This is a genomic window from Micromonospora sp. NBC_00617 (assembly GCF_045161355.1).
Taxonomy (GTDB): domain Bacteria; phylum Actinomycetota; class Actinomycetes; order Mycobacteriales; family Micromonosporaceae; genus Micromonospora.
This window is the reverse complement of record NZ_CP107751.1, coordinates 4378349-4395648: the sequence shown is the minus strand read 5'-3', so window position 1 is coordinate 4395648 and position 17300 is coordinate 4378349. Positions and strand designations below refer to the sequence as shown.

Sequence of the window (17300 nt, the reverse complement as noted above, 5' to 3'; positions counted from 1 at the left end):
TGCCCTCTGTACGCACGCAGAAGGTCTCCTGCTTTGGCGGTGTCTCTCCGAAAGTGACCGAGGGCGCGTCGACCGGGTGGTCGACGCGCCCTCGGGCTTCAGCGCAGGTCAGGTCAGGCGGTGAAGGTCACCCGACGCCGACGGGCGATGACGAAGAGCACCGCGCCCGCGATCAGCAGGGCGATGGCGCCGGCGGCGATGCCGCCCGCCGCCGCACCGGTGACCGGGAGGCCCGGCTCGTCGTCGCCGCCACCGCCACCGTTACCGCCGCAGTTGCCCTCCGGCGTATAGATGGCTTCGAGCTCCAGGTCCATGTCCGGCAGGGCGACGATCGCCGTCTTGTCCTTGCCGGCCTTGAAGGTCACCGTCTCCGACGCGCCGGCCCCGACCGTACGGGTCTCGGTCTTGTCGCCGTAGGTGAAGGTGGTCTTCACCGGCAGGCCACCCTCGGGGTTGGTGACGGTCAGGGCGAACTCCTTGCAGTCGGCCTTGGTGGTGACGGCCGGCAGCGGGCAGTCCTCGGGACGCGTCCACGAGTACGTGCCGTTCTCGATGACCTTGCCGTCGACCAGGACCTCGATCTTGCCGGCGTCGGCGGCGGGCACCACGATGCTGGTGTCGGCCTTGCCGGGGGCGACGGAGACCTTCTTGGTGAAGCCGTTCTCGCCCTTGACCTCGAACTCGACGGCGTACTTGCTGATCTTGCCGTCGTTGCTCAGCGACACGGCGACCGAACCGTCGCAGTTGGACGCGAAGGTCGAGGCCGGGGTGGTGCAGCTCTTGCTGCCGCCGTTGTACCAGCCCTGCGGACCCTTGGACCGGTTGCCCGGGGCGCCCGGCGAGCCGAGCTTCATGTTGTCGTAGCGCTTGCCGCCGTCGACCAGCTCGTCGATGACCTGGTCCTTGCCGCCCCAGATCAGGTCGACCTGGGTGTGGCAGTCCGGGATCTCGACGTTCAGCGTGATCTCGGTCTGGGTGCCACCGATCCAGTCGCTGTCCGGCGTGCCGTAGACGTACTGCGGGGTGGCGAACTGCGGCCGGGGCGCGAAGTACGACACCAGCGTGAAGTACTGCTTGCCCTCGCCGCAGAGCGGCAGGTCACCGTCGAGCTTGACGGTGGCGGTGCCCTTCGGGCCGTCGAACGTGTGGCTGTACGTGGCCTTGCTGACGTCGACGCACTTCGGGGCCGGCGCGCAGGACCTGTCGGCGGCGAGGTTGATGTCGCCGTTGGCGGTGTGGTTCGCCGTGACCTTCCCCTGCTTGATCCACTCGGCGTAGACCTGGAGGTGGGCCTTGGTGGTGTTGCCGGGCACGCGCTGGACGGCCAGCTTGGAGGAGGCCATGGGGATGATCAGCCCCTGCAGCGGCTTCGCCTCCTTCGCCCCTTCGACCAGCGAGGTCACCGGGGTGCCCGGGTCGGCGGTCACCCTCTGGATGGTCGCGTCCTTCTTGGCTTCGCTGTTCTCCACCTTCCACGTGATCACGCGCTCGCCGGTGAGCCGGTCACAGTCGGCGGTGGCGCTGATCGTGGTGTGGTGTGCGCTGGCTGGGGTGGCCACCGCGACGACCCCGGTGAGGCCGATGAGGGCGGCTCCCAGGATGGCCAGCGGTCGCCGGAGCGACAGCTTGGGACGGATCACGGGTACTCCTGGAGTGCTGAAGCGTCAGGGGTGTGGCACGGGAGTGACAGTGGACGGTCGCTGCACGTCCGATCGGAGAGGCGCCCTCCCGAGCCGTGGGCCGGCGGGTTGGCCGCCGGCACCCGGCAGACCCTAGCGATATCGCCGCGCGTGATACAGCGCTCAGGATTTGCTAAGACTGATGTTATGAACTTGAGATCATTGATATACGAGAAGTGATCACGTGGTCGTCATGGCGATACCGACCGTGTCGGCGGCGGTCCCGAGGGATCGCGTAGCGTCGGTGTCATGAGCAGGAGGAGACGGTGACCCGGATCGTGGCCGGGACGCTCGGTGGCCGGCGGATCGCCGCGCCGCCCGGCGCCGGCACCCGACCCACGTCCGACCGGGTCCGGGAGGCGCTGTTCAGCGCCGTCGAGTCCGAGGTCGACCTCGACGGCGCCCGCTTCGCCGACCTGTACGCCGGTTCCGGCGCGGTCGGGCTGGAGGCGCTGTCCCGGGGCGCCCGGCACGTCCTGCTGGTCGAGTCCGATCCGCGGGCGGCCCGGGTGATCCGGGAGAACGTGGCGACCCTGCGGGCCGGCCCGGCCGTACGGCTGGTCGCCGGCAAGGTGGCGACCGTGTTGGCCGCCGGCCCGGACGGTGGCCCGTACGACGTGGTCTTCGCCGACCCGCCCTACGCCGTGCCGGACGCGGAGATCACCGCGCTGCTGACGACGCTTGTCGACGGCGGCTGGTTGGCGCCCGACGCGCTGGTGGTGGTGGAGCGGTCCCGCCGCACCAGGCAGTTCGAGTGGGTGGAGGGGATCACCCCCGAGCGCAGTCGCCGGTACGGCGAGACCACCCTTTGGTACGGTCGCCGATCATGAGACGTGCGGTGTGTCCCGGCTCGTTCGACCCGGTCACCAACGGACACCTCGACATCATCGGCCGCGCGAGTCGGCTGTTCGATGAGGTGATCGTCGGCGTGCTGGTGAACCAGTCGAAGAGCGGCCTGTTCACCGTCGAGGAGCGGATCGAGATGCTCCGCGAGGTGACCTCCTCGTACGGCAACGTGCGGGTCGAGTCCTTCCGGGGGCTGCTCGTCGACTTCTGCCGCGCCCAGCAGGCGAGCGTGTTGATCAAGGGGCTGCGGGCGGTCAGCGACTTCGACTACGAGTTGCAGATGGCCCAGATGAACATCGGGCTGGCCGGGGTCGAGACGCTCTTCATGCCGACCAACCCGCTCTACTCGTTCCTCTCCTCCAGCCTCGTCAAGGACGTGGCCAAGTGGGGCGGCGACATCTCCGCCCACGTCCCGGACCCGGTCCGCGAGGCCCTCCAGTCCCGCCTGGGCCCCCCACCCCTGACCTAACCCGAACGCCACGCCCCTCCCTCCCCGCGCCGATCTTGCATCTACTGTTCCCGGATCGCGCCCTTTCGGGTGCTTTGCCGCGACCGAAAGTGCAAGATCGCCGCGGGGAAGGGAGTGCCGGGGGCGGGGAGTGACCATGTCGCGACTCGCCGGGTTGGGGTGAGTGGGGCAGTGGTGGGGCGGGCAGGACATGATTGGTCGAGCAGGAACCCGGCCGTGGCCCGCATCATGGAGGTCGGCCGACGAACGACAGGAGTGAGGTACCGGTGGACCCGCTCGATCGCATCGACGAACTGATCGCCATGGTGGAGCAGGCGCGCTCCGTCCCGATGTCGCGCAACAACTGCATGGTCGACCGGGGCGAGATGATCGCAGCCCTGGACGAGATGCGCGCCGACCTCCCCGCCGACCTGCGTCGGGCCGCCGCGCTCCTCGAGGAGCGCGACAAGATCATGGACGCCGGCAAGCGCGAGGCGGACCGGATCATCAGCGAGGGTGAGGCAGAACACGCCCGCCTCGTCTCGGTGAACGAGATCACCGTGTCGGCCGAGCACGAGGGCGCCCGGATCATCGCCGAGGCCCGCGCCGAGGCGCAGCGCCTGCGCGAGGAGGTCGACGACTACGTCGACACCGCGCTGGCCAACTTCGAGCAGTTCCTCACCCGGGCCCTCGCCTCGATAGAGCGTGGCCGCGACAAGATGCACGCGCTGCGGGAGATCGGCACCTTCGGTGGGGAGGAGGCGGAACGCCCGCTACCCTTCTGAGCGGCACCTCACCAGCCGACATTCTCGCCGCAGGCGTCCCCCCGGTTCGACGGTCCGGCGGTCGCCCAGGTAACCTTTTTTGTCGGCCTCTCACCGGCCGGAGTCTGACTATGCCCAAGCACTCGCCATCGACACTCGACCCCAGGGCGCCGCTGGTCCTCGACACGAGGGACCTGCCGCGTCGCCCTGGCGCGTTGCGTGAGGTCCAGCGGGTCGTGCCGGCACCGGCGGACCTCGGTGTGGAGTTGATCGGCGTGCCGGAGGGCGCGGACCTCAACCTCGATCTGAGGTTGCAGTCGGTGTCCGAGGGCGTGCTCGTCTCCGGGACCATCACCGGTCCCATCCGGGGCGAGTGCGGGCGTTGCCTGCGCGAGATCAACGAATCGAAGGCCGTGGCGATCCAGGAGCTGTACGCGTACGAGAACAGCACCACGGACGCCACGACCGACGAGGACGAGGTGGGCCGGATGCAGGGCGATCTGATCGACCTGGAGCCGGCGCTGCGGGACGCGTTGGTGCTCACGCTGCCGACCAACCCGCTCTGCCGGGAGGACTGCCCTGGACTGTGCCCCGAATGCGGGGCGCACTGGGACGATCTGCCGGCCGACCACAGTCACCAGCAGATCGACCCGCGTTGGGCGGGCCTGTCGCAACTGACCCGTACAGAGGAGTAAGAACCGTGGCCGTCCCCAAGCGCAAGATGTCGCGCAGCAACACCCGGTCCCGCCGGGCGAACTGGAAGGCGACCGTGGTCGCGACCGTCGCGTGCCCGCAGTGCAAGTCCCCGAAGCTGCCGCACGCCGCCTGCTCCGTCTGCGGCACCTACAACGGCCGCCAGGTTCTCGAGGTCTGACCTGGACGCCGAGTGACGCCCCCGACCCCAGGTCGGGCGGCGCGCGCAACCTGGCATTCGCCCGGTGCCCCGGCTCCCTCCGACGCTGGCCGGCCCAACCCGGCCGGTGTTCCGGCGGAGCCGGGCACCGCGCGGATCGCCGTTGACCTCCTCGGCGGGGACGACGCTCCCGCCGTCGTGGTTGACGGCGCTCTGCGTGCCATGCGCGCCGATCCCGATCTGCACCTGCTGCTCGTCGGTCCGACCGAGGTCGCCGACGCGCTGATCGCTGCCCTCGCCCCGGCCGATCGGACCCGGATCACGGTCCGACCGGTCCGCGCCGCCGTCGGCATGGCCGACCATCCCAGCGCCGCCCGCTCGGAGAGCACCGTCCGGGCCGCCGTCACCGCCGTCCGCGACGGCACCGCCGACGCCCTCGTCTCGGCCGGCGCGACCGGCGCCACGGTCACCGCCGCCGTGCTCGGGCTCGGGCGCTGGCCGGAGATCCGCCAACCCGCCCTGGTCGCCACTCTGCCCGCGGTCGCCGGGCCGGTGGTGCTGCTCGACGTCGGCGGTTCGCTGGAGCCCCGCCCCGCCACCCTGGCCCGACACGCCGTGCTCGGCGCCGCGTACGCCGCGGTGGCCCACTCGGTCGTCGGGCCGCGGGTCGGCCTGCTCTCGGTCGGCACCGAGGCCGGCAAGGGCGACCGGGTACGCCGTGCCACCGACCCCCTGCTCGCCGTCGAACCGCTGCCCTGCGAGGCACGCTACGTCGGCCTGGTCGAGGGGTACGACGTGGCTCTCGGCGCGCGCGCCGACGTGGTGGTCACCGACGGCTTCACCGGTAACGTGCTGCTCAAGGCGATCGAGGGCGCGTACGCGATGGCTGGCGGGCCGCCCGTCGGCGGTGGCGCCCCCCGGGCGGCCGCCCTGCTCGGCGTCGCCGGGACGGTGGTCGTCTGTCACGGCTCCGCTCGCGCCGACGACGTCACCTCCGGCATCGCCCTCGCCGCCCACCTGTGGCGACGCCGTGCCACCGAACTGGTCTCCGCGTTGCTCGACGGCGACGCCGCGACGGACCGCACCGACCGCTCCACCGACACCGAGGTACGCACATCATGAGCAACGACAAGCGGCGGCGGGCGTCCGTCGCTCACCTGGAAGCCGCGTTCGGCGTCAGCCTGGAACCGGACCTGCTGGAACGCGCGCTGACCCACCGCTCGTACGCGTACGAGAACGGTGGCCTGCCGACGAACGAGCGGCTGGAGTTCCTCGGCGACTCGGTCCTCGGCGTGGTGATCACCACGGCGCTGTTCCACAACCACCCGGACCTGCCCGAGGGGCAGTTGGCGAAGCTGCGGGCGAGCGTGGTCAACATGCGGGCGCTCGCCGACGTGGCCCGTGGCCTGGGCCCGGACGGCCTCGGCGCGTACCTGCTGCTCGGCAAGGGCGAGGAGACCACCGGTGGCCGGGACAAGGCGAGCATCCTCGCCGACACCCTGGAGGCGCTGCTGGGCGCCATCTACCTCCAGTACGGGCTGGACACCGCCGGGATCGTGATCCACCGGCTCTTCGACCCGTTGATGGCCGAGTCGGCCGGTCGGGGCGCCGCCCTGGACTGGAAGACCAGCCTCCAGGAGTTGACCGCCGCGCTCGGTCTCGGCGTGCCCGAGTACCGGATCGAGGGCACCGGACCGGACCACCTCAAGACGTTCACCGCCTGGGTCGTGGTGGCCGGCAACCGGTACGGCGGCGCGGAGGGCCGCAGCAAGAAGGAGGCCGAGCAGCGGGCCGCCGAGGCGGCCTGGCGGATGCTCACGGAGCAGCACGAGCAGAACGCCCAGCAGGACCAGCAGAACGGGGCCGACCAGGGCGAGCCGTTCGGGCCGCCCGACAGCGCCGAGCAGGCGGCCCGGGCCGAGGAGGCCGACCACCTGGCGCAGGCCATGCCGGCCGACGTGGCGGACCAGCAGACCCCGCCCGAGCGGCCGACGTCCGCCAACGGCGGCGGTCCGGCCGAGGCCCGCGACGCCGAGGCCCCGACCGGCGCCGCGGGTGTACGCCGTGCCTGAGCTGCCCGAGGTGGAGACCGTCCGGCAGGGGCTGGCCCAGTGGGTCACCGGCCGGCGGATCGCCTCGGTCGAGGTCCGACACCCGCGCGCCGTGCGGCGGCACGTCCCCGGCGGCGCGCACTTCGCCGACGTGCTCGCCGGCCGGACCATCGTGGACGTGCGCCGGCGCGGCAAGTACCTGTGGCTTCCGCTGGACAGCGGCGACGCGGTGGTCGGGCACCTGGGCATGTCGGGTCAGTTGCTGCTCCAGCCGCCCGGCACACCCGACGAGACCCACCTGCGGGTGCGGTTCCGGTTCGCCGACGACGGGCCCGAGCTGCGCTTCGTCGATCAGCGCACGTTCGGCGGGCTCGCGGTCAGCGAGGGCGGCGCGGACCTCCCCGCGGAGATCGCGCACATCGCCCGCGACCCGATGGACCCGGAGTTCTCCGACGCGGCGTTCGTCGCCGCGCTGCGTCGCCGACGGACCGAGGTGAAGCGGGCCCTGCTCGACCAGACGCTGATCTCCGGCGTGGGCAACATCTACGCCGACGAGGCGCTCTGGCGTGCCGGGCTGCACGGCGCCCGCCCCACCGACGCGCTGACCGGCCCGGCCGCGCAGCGTCTGCTCGGCCACGTCCGCGACGTGCTCGCTGAGGCGATCAAGGAGGGCGGCACCAGCTTCGACGCCCTCTACGTCAACGTCAACGGCGAGAGCGGCTACTTCGACCGGTCGCTGAACGCCTACGGCCGCGAGGGCGAGCCGTGCCGGCGGTGCGGAGCGCCGATCCGCCGCGAGTCGTTCATGAACCGCTCCTCGTTCAGCTGCCCGCGCTGCCAGCCCCGGCCTCGGGGTGTCCTTCGGGGATGACCCGGAGCCGGCTCCGGGTCGGCGCCGGCGGGTCGCGGCCGGACGCTCCGGGCCACACCCCGGCGTACGCCCGAATCGCGGTTGATGCCCGTCCGGCGGGCCCGCCGCCCCCGGCGGACCGACTCCGGGGCGGACGGGGGCCCTTCCCCGATGTGACCGCCTCGTGACGACCCTAACGTCAGCACCGTTGACAAGGGGTCGACGTGACAGGGGGACACGAGATGGGCAACAGACCGGTGACGGTGCGGATGGCGCGGTGGAGCGCCGAGCATCCGTGGCGGGCGATCGCGTTGTGGGTCGTGTTCGTGGCGGTGTGTTTCGTCGGCGGTAACGCCGCCGGCCTGACCGAGGCCACCAGCGGGGACCAGGCGATCGGCGAGGCCGGGCGGGCCAGCCTCATCGTGGACGACGGGGCCTTCGGCGACCCGGCCGTGGAGAACGTCCTGATCACCTCCCGGGGCGGCGCCCTGGACCCGGCGGCGGCGAAGGCGGCCGCCGACGACGCGGCCGCCCGGCTGCGCACGGTCACCGGGGTCGCCGAGGTCGGCCCGCCGGTCACCGCGCGGGACGGGGCAGCCCTGCTGCTGCCGATCACCATGGCCGGTGACCCGGAGACCGCGTCGGACCGGGTGCAGCCGCTGCGCGACGCCACCGCCACCGTGCAGAGCGCGCACCCGCAGCTGCGCGTCGAGCAGGTCGGCGGGCCGTCGATCGGCCAGGCGCTCGACGACACCCTGGGCAAGGACTTCGAGCGCGCCGAGCTGCTGAGCCTGCCGGTCACCCTGGCCATCCTGATCATCGCGTTCGGCGCGCTGATCGCGGCCAGCGTGCCGGTGCTGCTGGCGCTCTCCTCGGTCGCCGCCGCGATGGGCCTGTCCACCCTCGCCTCGCACCTCGTGCCGGCCACCGACACCACGTCACCGGTGATCCTGCTGATCGGCATGGCGGTGGGGGTCGACTACTCGCTGTTCTACATCCGCCGGGAGCGGGAGGAACGGGCCAAGGGCCGCTCCGGCCTGGACGCGGTGGAGATCGCCGCGGAGACCTCCGGGCACGCCGTGGTGGTCTCCGGCTTCGCCGTGATCATCGCGATGGCCGGGCTGTTCCTCGCCGGTGACGTGGTCTTCTCGTCCCTGGCCGTCGGCTCGATCCTGGTGGTCGCCGTCGCGGTGACCGGCTCGCTGACCGTGCTGCCGGCCCTGCTGGCCAGGCTGGGCCGCTGGGTCGACCGGCCCCGGGTGCCGCTGCTCTGGCGGCTGACCGCGCCGCGCACCGGCCGGCACGGCGAGCCGCGTACGCCCCGGCTCTGGCCGGCGGTGCTCCGGCCCGCGCTGCGCGCCCCGGTGGCGACGCTCGTCATCTCGGTCGGCCTGCTGCTCGCGCTGGCCGCGCCGGCGCTCGGCATGAAGCTGAAGTTCCCCGGCATGGAGGACCTGCCCCGCACCACGCCGGCCATGCAGGCGTACGACCGGCTCACCGCGGCCTTCCCGAGCACCGGCACCAACCACGTGGTGGCCGTCCGGGCGCCGGCCGAGCAGGCCGACCGGGTCAACGCGGCGCTCACCGACCTCGCCGCCCGCGCCGGCGGTGACCCGCTGTTCGCCCCCACCGAGGCGGACGGCCCGAAGATCAAGGTGTCGGCCGACCGGCGGGTGTCGGTGCTGGACGTCGCCACCCCGTACGCCAGCCGGGACGACCGGTCGGTGCAGTCGCTGGAGAAGCTGCGTTCCGACCTGGTCCCGGCCGAGCTGCGGGGGATCCCCGGGATCGAGTACGCGGTCGGCGGGAGCGTGGCCGACAGCGAGGACTACGCGGCGCACGTGCGCGACAAGCTGCCGCTGGTGATGGGCTTCGTGCTGGTGCTCACGTTCCTGGTCATGGCCTTCACCTTCCGCTCGGTGGTGGTGGCGGCCAGCTCGATCGTGCTGAATCTGCTCTCCGCCGGCGCCGCGTACGGGTTGCTGGTGCTGGTCTTCCAGGGCGAGTGGGCCGAGGGACTGCTCGGCTTCACCTCGATGGGCGCGATCGTGTCCTGGCTGCCGCTGTTCCTCTTCGTGGTGCTCTTCGGCCTCTCGATGGACTACCACGTGTTCGTGGTGAGCCGGATCCGCGAGGGGGTCCGGGCCGGCATGTCCAACCGCGACGCGGTGTCGTACGGCATCACGTCGTCGGCCGGGGTGGTGACCAGCGCGGCGGTCGTGATGGTCGGGGTGTTCTCGATCTTCGCCACGTTGAGCACGATCGACATGAAGCAGCTCGGCATCGGCCTGGCGGCGGCGATCCTGCTGGACGCCACGATCATCCGGGGAGTGGTGCTGCCCGCCCTGATGACGATGCTCGGTGACGCGAACTGGTGGGCCCCGCGGTTCCTGCGCCGAAGCCCGGCGCCCGCGCCCACCGAGCCGCCGGCGCCCGCGCCGGAGCTGGTGCCCGTCTCCTGAGTAGCCGGTCGTCTCTCGTGCCGGGCCGCGATTCGCGGCCCGGCACGTGCCGTCCGGGTGTCACGGCAACACGCAGGGTTCCCGCCAGGCGTCCAACGTCCGGTTCTTGCGGATGGACGCGAAGCCGTAGCCGACCGTGGTGACGCAGAAGTCGTCGGTCGAGCCGGAGTACTCGACGTGGAAGACCGGCTTGCCCGCGTCCACGAACGGCAGCAGTTTGGCGCACTGGTCCAGCCGGACACACTCCTCGTTGACCACGAAGTCGAAGTCCGGTGCCAGCGCCGCGAGCTGCGGCACGTCGTTGACCAGCCCGGGGGAGAGGTCCAGTGTGCGGGCCAGTTGGGCCAGCCGGCGGTTGAACAGCAGTTGGTCGTCGAAGCCGAGCGGGTAACCGCTGCGGTGGGCGTACCCGTCGGCGTCGAAGAGAGCGACCGCGCCGAAGCCCTTGCCCCGGCACAGCCGGAACCGGTCGGCCAGCACCGGCTCCAACGCGTCCCACAGCCGTACGTCCAGCCACCGGCTGCCGGGCTGTGGGCCGGCCGCGCCCTGCACGGCGGCGGGCACCCGGCTGGCGTCCGGGTCGGTCGAGCGCAGCGAGCCGACGGGAACCTGGCAGATCAGCCGCCGGTCACGGGCGCGTAGTTCGGCCGTCTGCGCGGCGGTGGTTGCCACCGGGTCGAGCAGGAAGACGTCGGCGGCCACCGTCGGGTCGAGCGGGCCGTCGAGTTGCCACTGCCACTGCCAGTGGCGGGCCTGGGTGGCCGGCCACGGGGTGGGCGCGCCCGGCGGGATCAGCTCGCGCCGACATCCGTACGCCGGCAGCACCAGGATGAGCGCGACGCCGGCCGATACGATCCGGCGCAGCGGGCGTGCGGCGGCACGTCGCCGCAGCCGGATCCGCATCGGCAGCTCCCGGGTCCCGGGCGGCTGGTCGCCGCCCACACCGGCGCGCCGCCCCCACGTCCGGTCCGGCGTGCCTCACCGGGTCCAACGAGCGCGGGGGCGCGGACGACGCGCTCTCAGCGCGGCGCCGCGAAGACCTGCGTCCAGTACGGCCCGTTACTGCTGGCGATGCCGACGCCGATCTCGGTGAACGCGCAGTTGAGGATGTTGGCCCGGTGCCCGGAGCTGTTCATCCAGGCGTCCATCACGGCCGTCGGCGTCTTCTGGTTCCACGCCACGTTCTCGCCGTAGGTGCGCCAGGCGTAGCCGACGCGGTCCAGCCGGACGCCGGTGTTGCTGCCGTCGCTGCCGGTGTGCGACATGTTCTGGTGGTCGGCCTGGTCCTGGCTGTGCCGCTGCGCGGCGGTCATCAGCTTGTCGTCGACGCTCAGCGCCTTGCAGCCGGCCTTGGCGCGCTCGGCGTTGACCAGGTCCACCACCTCCTGGGCCTGGGCGCTGAGCGTGCCGCTGGCGCCCCCGGAGCCACTGGTGGTGCTCGGGGCCTTGCTGCGCTCGGCGCTGCGCCGGGACGTGGCGGTGGTCCGCGACGCGGCCGGGGTGGGCTTGACCACCTTGCTCGGCGACGGGCTCGGCCGTGCCGGGCTGGGCGAGCTGGTCGGGGAGGGGGCGACCAGGGTGTCGCCCGCCGGCTCGCCCGTCGGGACCGCGGGCGCGGCGGCGACGGTGTCGTCGACGGCGGTCGGCTCGTCGGCCGGGCCGTTCCCGCCGGGCATCGCGAGCGCGCCGACGCCGACGCTCACCACGAGGGTGGCTGCCGCGGCCGCGCCGCCGATCATCAGCGGGCGACGCCAGCGCCGGGGCGAGCGGTGCCGACCGCTGCCGGTCCGCCCGTCGCCGGCGGCCTCCGTGTTCCCGCCGCCGGTGGTGTACGCGTCGGCCTCGGCGTGCCACCCGTCGGCGATCTCCGTGGGCCGTACGTCGCCGCGCCAGCCGTTGGTCGGTTCGTCGCCCCGTTCGTGGCCCCGCCATCCGGTGGCCGGCGCCTGCACGGGCGCGGACTGCCAGCGGGCGGTGGGCTCCGCGCGGTGCCACTCGTCGCCGGGCTGGTCGGGGTCGTCGCCGAACAGGTAGGCCGAGCGGGGCTCCGGGCGGTCGCGCAGCCAGTCCGGCTCGTCGGTCGGCCGCTCGGCGCGCCGGGGGGCGCCGTTCGGGTCCATCGGGTCGGTCCAGCCGTACACGCCTGTGCCTCCACGGGGTCGGTTGCGGGCCGGGGTGACGCTACGACTCGCCCGCGAGCTGCGGCAACGTGGCTAAGGAAGAGTTAAGAGGAAGTCGGACGCCAAGGCGCTGACTTCCCCGAATCCGGGCGTACAGTAAAGGTGTCCGGACAGAGCGTGTCCGTGCCTTGCGGCAGCCCCCCCGACAAGTGGACAGGTCGACGTGGAGATGATCTACGGCCTGCGAGAACTTGACGAAGGAGGGGTTTGCGGCTCAATATATAGGTGTCGCCAGTCGCGCCCGGTCATGCCCAGATACAGCTGGAATGACAGCCGCGTACAAAATTGGGCGCGCGTTGGCCGGCCTTTCCGGCAGCGCATATCAAGGAGTCAGCATGGCGAAGGCCCTCTACGGCCACGTAGGTGCAGCGCCCGACCGGCGTCTGCTCGACGAGGTCACCCGACTGCGTGCCAGGGTTCAGGCACTGGAGTTCGAGATCACGCGTCTGCGTGCCGACAATGATCGGCTCGCGGCGGCTGCGGCGGAAGCGGACGACCTGCTCCGTCTCGCCGAGCCGGCGCTGACCTGATCTTCGGGGCGGAAAACTGAATCGCAGCACCACCGCAAAAATGCGCGCCGACACCTCTGTGCCGGCGCGCAACGCTGTCCGGCGCCTTTCGCGTCCGACCATTTGTGATCTTGTAGCCGGCCCCGCGATAACCGCCGCACAGTTTCGTCGAAACAAGCCGAGCGGCGGGCCGATCATGAACGCTGTTTGTGTTTATCGGCCCCTGCGTCACAACAGCGCGGTCGGCCCGCGGTCACCCTCCGCGTCGCCCGGCGGGCCGGCCCGGGGCGGGTCGCGTGCCGGGTCGGTGCCGCCAGCGGGTTAGTCTGCGGGTTCACCCAGGTCCGCGCAGCCGGCGACGGTACGGCGGCCACCGGACGAGGATCGAGTAGGTGTATCTCAAGAGCCTGACGGTGAAGGGCTTCAAATCCTTCGCCTCCGCCACGACGTTGAAGCTGGAGCCCGGGATCACCTGCGTGGTGGGCCCGAACGGCTCCGGCAAGTCCAACGTCGTCGACGCCATCGCCTGGGTGCTCGGCGAGCAGGGCGCCAAGGCGCTGCGCGGCGGCAAGATGGAGGACGTCATCTTCGCCGGCACCGCCGGCCGGGCGCCGCTGGGCCGCGCCGAGGTCACCCTCACCATCGACAACACCGACGGCGCGCTGCCGATCGAGTACACCGAGGTCTCCATCACCCGCCGGATGTTCCGCTCCGGCGAGAGCGAGTACGAGATCAACGGCAACTCCTGCCGCCTGCTCGACATCCAGGAGCTGCTGTCCGACTCCGGCATCGGCCGGGAGATGCACATCATCGTCGGTCAGGGCCGGCTCGACGGCATGCTGCACGCCAAGCCGGAGGACCGCCGGTCGTTCATCGAGGAGGCGGCCGGCGTCCTCAAGCACCGCAAGCGCAAGGAAAAGGCGCTGCGCAAGCTCGACGCGATGCAGGTGAACCTCAACCGGCTCACCGACCTCACGGCCGAGCTGCGCCGCCAGCTCAAGCCGCTGGGCCGGCAGGCGGAGGTGGCCCGGCGTGCCGCCGCCATCCAGGCCAACCTGCGCGACGCGCGGTTGCGACTGCTCGCCGACGACCTGGCCACGTTGCGGACCACCCTGGACCGGGAGATCGCCGACGAGACGGCGTTGCGGGAGCGGCGCGAGCAGATCGAGGGCGAGCACACCGAGGTGCAGGGCCGCCTCGGCGAGTTGGAGGCCGCCCTCGCCGAGGACGCGCCGCTGCTCGCCGCCGCGCAGGACACCTGGTACAAGCTCTCCGCCCTGCAGGAACGCTTCCGCTCGATCGAGCAACTGGCCCGCGAGCGGCTGCGGCACCTCAGCGCCAGCGGCGACGACGAGCGGCCCGGCCGCGACCCGGACCAGCTCGAGGCCGAGGCGGAACGCGTCCGCGAGCAGGAGGAGGAGCTGCGCGCGGCGCTCACCGACGACCAGATCCGGCTGGCCGAGGCGGTCGAGCACCGCCAGGAGCTGGAACGGCAGCTCGCCGCCGCCGAGCGGGAGCTGGTGGCCGCCGCCAAGGCCATCGCCGACCGGCGCGAGGGCATGGCCCGGCTCACCGGCCAGGTCAACTCGGCCCGCGCCCGCACCACCAGCGCCGGCGAGGAGATCGAACGCCTCGCGGTCGCGCACGCCGACGCGCTGGGCCGCGCCGAGCAGGCGCAGGCCGACCTGGACGCGGTGGCGGCGCAGTCCACCGAGGCGGACCGGGACAACGCCGACCTGGACGCCCGGCACGCCGAGGCGGTCGCCGTCCAGGACCGGGCGCAGGCAACCGTCCGGTCGCTGACCGACGCTGAGCGGGCCGCCGAGAAGGACGCCGCCACCTGGAAGGCCCGCGAGGAGGCGCTCGCCCTCGGTCTGCGGCGCAAGGACGGCGCGGGAGCGCTGCTCGCCCGCGCCGGGGACGTACCCGGCCTGCTCGGCAGCCTCGCCGGGCTGCTCACCGTCGCGCCGGGGCACGAGGCAGCGCTGGCCGCCGCACTCGGTGGGCTCGCCGACGCGGTAGCCGTCAGCGGGGTGGACGAGGCCGTCGAGGCGATGCGCCTGCTGAAGATCTCCGACGCCGGCCGGGCCGGCCTGCTGGTCGGCAGCCCGGCGGGGCCCGGCATGACCGGCTCGGCCGACGCGCTGCGTCCGAAGCTGCCCGACGGCGCCCGCTGGGCCCCCGACCTCGTCGAGTGCGCCGACGAGCTGCGCCCCGCCGTGCACCGGGCGCTGCGCGACGTGGCGCTGGTCGACGATCTCGCCGCCGCGGCCGAGCTGGTCGCCGGCAACCCCGAGCTGCGGGCCGTCACCCCGGACGGGGACGTGGTCGGGGCGTACGCGGCGGCCGGCGGATCGGCCAAGGCGCCCAGCTACATCGAGGTGCAGGCCGCCGTCGAGGAGGCCCGCACCAATCGGCTCGCCGCCGAACAGGCCGGCGCCGAGTTGCGCGACCAGCTCGTCGAGGCGCGTGCCGAGGTGGCCGCCGCCAAGGAGGCCGTGCAGCACGCCGCCGCCGAGAAGCGCGAAGCGGAGAGCCACCGCAACGCCGCCGCCCGCCGGCTCGCCGAGCTGGGCGCGGCCGCCCGCTCGGCCAAGGCGGAGACCGACCGGCTGGGTGAGTCCCGGGCCCGTGCCGAGGCCGCCCGACAGCGGGACCTCGCCACGCTCGACGAGCTGGAGGAACGGCTGCGGCTGGCCGAGGAGACCCCGGTCGACGCCGAGCCCTCCACCGAGGAACGGGACCAGCTCGCCGCCATGGTGCCGCAGGCCCGACAGAACGAGATGGAGGTCCGGCTCGCCGTGCGTACCGCCGAGGAGCGGGTCTCCTCGATCGCCGGCCGGGCCGACTCGCTCGCCCGGCAGGCCACCGCGGAGCGGGCCGCGCGCGAACGGGCCGCGGCCCGGCGGGCCGCGCGCACTCGGGGCGCGGGCATCGCCCGGGCCGTGGCCGGCGGCGCCCGCGCGGCGCTCACCCGACTCACCACGTCGCTCGCGGCGGCCGAGGAACACCGCGACGCCGTCGCGCGGGAGCGCGCCGCCCGCGAGGCCGAACTCCAGGAGGTACGCGGGGCAGCCAAGCGGCTCGGCGCGGAGCTGGAGCGGCTGACCAGCCAGGTACACCGCGACGAGGTGGCCCGCGCGGAGCAGCGCCTGCGCATCGAGCAGCTGGAGGCGAAGGCCGCCGAGGACTTCGGACTGGACGTCGAGACGCTGGTCGCCGAGTACGGCCCCGCCCAGCCCGTTCCGCCGACCCAGGCGGACGTGGCGGCGGCCGAGCGCGACGGTCTGCCGGTGCCCGAGCCGGTGCGCTACGAGCGGCCGGTGCAGGAGAAGCGGGCCGCCAAGGCGGAACGCGAACTGGCCCTGCTCGGCAAGGTCAATCCGCTCGCGTTGGAGGAGTTCGCCGCGCTGGAGGAGCGCTTCAAGTTCCTCTCCGAGCAGTTGGAGGACCTCAAGGCCACCCGGCGGGACCTGCTGACCGTCGTGAAGGACGTGGACGAGCGGATCCTGGAGGTCTTCGCCAGCGCGTTCGAGGACACGGCCCGGGAGTTCGAGCAGGTGTTCACGGTGCTCTTCCCCGGCGGCGAGGGTCGGCTGATCCTCACCGACCCCGAGGACCTGCTCACCACCGGCGTCGAGGTCGAGGCCCGACCGCCGGGCAAGAAGATCAAGCGGCTGTCGCTGCTCTCCGGTGGCGAGCGGTCGCTGACCGCAGTGGCCATGCTGGTGGCGATCTTCCGCGCCCGGCCGAGCCCGTTCTACATCATGGACGAGGTGGAAGCGGCCCTGGACGACGTGAACCTGGGTCGGCTGATCACGTTGCTGGCACAGTTGCGGGAGAAGAGTCAGCTGATCGTCATCACGCACCAGAAGCGGACGATGGAGATCGCCGACGCGCTCTACGGGGTGACCATGCGCAGCGGGGTCACCCAGGTGATCAGTCAACGGCTCAACCGGGCCGACGAGGACGACCAGCGGCCCGGCCGCGGCGAGGAGAACGGGTAGTGGCTCGGGAACGCGCGACGGCGCTCCTGCTGGACTTCGACGGCGTACTGCGTCGGTGGGACCCGGCGGTGGCCGCCGGTGTCGAGCGGGAGTACGGCCTCTCCGAGGGGGTGCTCGGCGACATCGCCATGCAGTGGGGACGGCTCCAGCCGGTGCTCACCGGCCAGGTCAGTCACGCCGAGTGGGTGAGCAGCGTGGCCGACGCCCTGACCGAGTCGGTGGGCAGCCCCCAACGGGCTCGCGCCGCCGTGGAGCAGTGGCAGAGCTACCGGGGAGAGGTCGACCAGGAGGTGCTGGCGTTCGTCCGGGAGGTCCGCGCGGCGGGCGTCCGGGTTGGGCTGGGCACCAACGCCACCGACCTGCTCGACACCGACCTGGCCGCGCTCGGCCTGGTCGGCGAGCTGGACGTGGTGGTCAACTCCTCCACGCTCGGGGTGCACAAGCCGACGCCGGAGTACTTCCAGGCCGCCTGCCAGGCGCTGGCCACCCCGCCGGCCCGGGTGCTCTTCGTCGACGACGAGGACTGGGCCGTGCGGGGCGCCCGGTCCGCCGGGCTGTCGGCGCACCGCTGGGGCGGTCACGCCGACCTGCGCTACCTGCGGGCCGCGCTCGCGTACTGAGCCGGGTGGGTCACCCGAGCATCTGCTCGAG

Annotated in this window: 14 protein-coding genes and 1 pseudogene; 12 read left to right on the top strand and 3 right to left on the bottom strand. The window is 72.7% G+C overall.

The window, feature by feature from the left end; translation table 11 throughout:
* Nucleotides 1-113: 113 nt before the first annotated feature.
* Entirely contained in the window at nucleotides 114-1640 is a 1527-nt protein-coding gene (locus OG505_RS20080; RefSeq protein ID WP_405426502.1) for a cell wall anchor protein, read from the bottom strand.
* Nucleotides 1641-1945: 305 nt separating this feature from the next.
* Here OG505_RS20080 and rsmD point away from each other — a divergent pair, with 305 nt between their 5' ends.
* From rsmD to OG505_RS20035, 9 genes and pseudogenes are all read left to right on the top strand, one after another.
* Nucleotides 1946-2509 carry a 16S rRNA (guanine(966)-N(2))-methyltransferase RsmD gene (gene rsmD / locus OG505_RS20075; protein WP_355066981.1) on the top strand — a complete coding sequence of 188 codons (564 nt, stop codon included), beginning with the start codon at nucleotides 1946-1948 and terminating at the stop codon, nucleotides 2507-2509.
* Nucleotides 2506-2994: a pantetheine-phosphate adenylyltransferase gene (gene coaD, locus OG505_RS20070; RefSeq protein WP_405426500.1), complete on the top strand. Its 489-nt coding sequence runs from the start codon at nucleotides 2506-2508 to the stop codon at nucleotides 2992-2994. Before rsmD ends, coaD begins: the two co-directional genes overlap by 4 nt.
* Before the next feature lie 266 nt (nucleotides 2995-3260).
* Nucleotides 3261-3758: a hypothetical protein gene (locus OG505_RS20065; RefSeq protein WP_405426498.1), complete on the top strand. Its 498-nt coding sequence runs from the start codon at nucleotides 3261-3263 to the stop codon at nucleotides 3756-3758.
* Nucleotides 3759-3868: 110 nt separating this feature from the next.
* The gene (locus OG505_RS20060) at nucleotides 3869-4432 is read left to right on the top strand and encodes a YceD family protein (protein WP_405426496.1); all 564 of its coding nucleotides are present in this window, start codon (nucleotides 3869-3871) and stop codon (nucleotides 4430-4432) included.
* A gap of 5 nt (nucleotides 4433-4437) precedes the next feature.
* Nucleotides 4438-4611, top strand: a complete 174-nt coding sequence (gene rpmF / locus OG505_RS20055) for a 50S ribosomal protein L32 (protein ID WP_030335284.1) — start codon at nucleotides 4438-4440, stop codon at nucleotides 4609-4611.
* A gap of 135 nt (nucleotides 4612-4746) precedes the next feature.
* The gene (locus OG505_RS20050; RefSeq protein WP_405434614.1) at nucleotides 4747-5712 is read left to right on the top strand and encodes a phosphate acyltransferase PlsX; all 966 of its coding nucleotides are present in this window, start codon (nucleotides 4747-4749) and stop codon (nucleotides 5710-5712) included.
* A pseudogene (gene rnc / locus OG505_RS20045) lies at nucleotides 5709-6425 on the top strand (ribonuclease III); the annotation flags it as partial. The gene OG505_RS20050 and the pseudogene rnc, both read left to right, overlap by 4 nt.
* Nucleotides 6426-6654: 229 nt before the next feature.
* Entirely contained in the window at nucleotides 6655-7512 is an 858-nt protein-coding gene (mutM, locus tag OG505_RS20040) for a bifunctional DNA-formamidopyrimidine glycosylase/DNA-(apurinic or apyrimidinic site) lyase (protein ID WP_405426493.1), read from the top strand.
* 221 nt (nucleotides 7513-7733) lie between these two features.
* Nucleotides 7734-9953: an MMPL family transporter gene (locus OG505_RS20035; RefSeq protein ID WP_405426492.1), complete on the top strand. Its 2220-nt coding sequence runs from the start codon at nucleotides 7734-7736 to the stop codon at nucleotides 9951-9953.
* 60 nt (nucleotides 9954-10013) lie between these two features.
* Here OG505_RS20035 and OG505_RS20030 read toward each other — a convergent pair whose 3' ends face one another.
* Both OG505_RS20030 and OG505_RS20025 read right to left on the bottom strand, forming a co-directional pair.
* Nucleotides 10014-10856 (bottom strand): endo alpha-1,4 polygalactosaminidase, encoded by an 843-nt coding sequence (locus OG505_RS20030; RefSeq protein WP_405426490.1) that lies wholly within the window; start codon nucleotides 10854-10856, stop codon nucleotides 10014-10016.
* A 116-nt stretch (nucleotides 10857-10972) separates the two neighbouring features.
* Nucleotides 10973-12094 (bottom strand): CAP domain-containing protein, encoded by a 1122-nt coding sequence (locus OG505_RS20025; protein WP_405426488.1) that lies wholly within the window; start codon nucleotides 12092-12094, stop codon nucleotides 10973-10975.
* Nucleotides 12095-12468: 374 nt separating this feature from the next.
* On the opposite strand from OG505_RS20025, the gene OG505_RS20020 reads away from it, so the two are divergent.
* The 3 genes from OG505_RS20020 (at nucleotide 12469) to OG505_RS20010 (ending at nucleotide 17269) form a co-directional block, all read left to right on the top strand.
* Complete coding sequence (locus OG505_RS20020) at nucleotides 12469-12663, top strand: hypothetical protein (protein ID WP_007456482.1); 195 nt, start codon at nucleotides 12469-12471, stop codon at nucleotides 12661-12663.
* Between the two features lie 371 nt (nucleotides 12664-13034).
* A complete protein-coding gene (gene smc / locus OG505_RS20015; protein WP_405426486.1) occupies nucleotides 13035-16649 on the top strand; it encodes a chromosome segregation protein SMC in 3615 nt (1204 codons plus the stop codon).
* Nucleotides 16649-17269, top strand: a complete 621-nt coding sequence (locus tag OG505_RS20010) for an HAD family hydrolase (RefSeq protein ID WP_405426484.1) — start codon at nucleotides 16649-16651, stop codon at nucleotides 17267-17269. Before smc ends, OG505_RS20010 begins: the two co-directional genes overlap by 1 nt.
* Nucleotides 17270-17300: the final 31 nt, after the last annotated feature.

Bases quoted from the DNA above. Each gene is read 5' to 3' on its own strand.
- coaD (WP_405426500.1), top strand. From the start codon at position 2,506: ATGAGACGTGCGGTGTGTCCCGGCTCGTTCGACCCGGTCACCAACGGA.
- OG505_RS20060 (WP_405426496.1), top strand. From the start codon at position 3,869: ATGCCCAAGCACTCGCCATCGACACTCGACCCCAGGGCGCCGCTGGTC.
- OG505_RS20035 (WP_405426492.1), top strand. From the start codon at position 7,734: ATGGGCAACAGACCGGTGACGGTGCGGATGGCGCGGTGGAGCGCCGAG.
- OG505_RS20030 (WP_405426490.1), bottom strand. From the start codon at position 10,856: ATGCGGATCCGGCTGCGGCGACGTGCCGCCGCACGCCCGCTGCGCCGG.
- OG505_RS20020 (WP_007456482.1), top strand. From the start codon at position 12,469: ATGGCGAAGGCCCTCTACGGCCACGTAGGTGCAGCGCCCGACCGGCGT.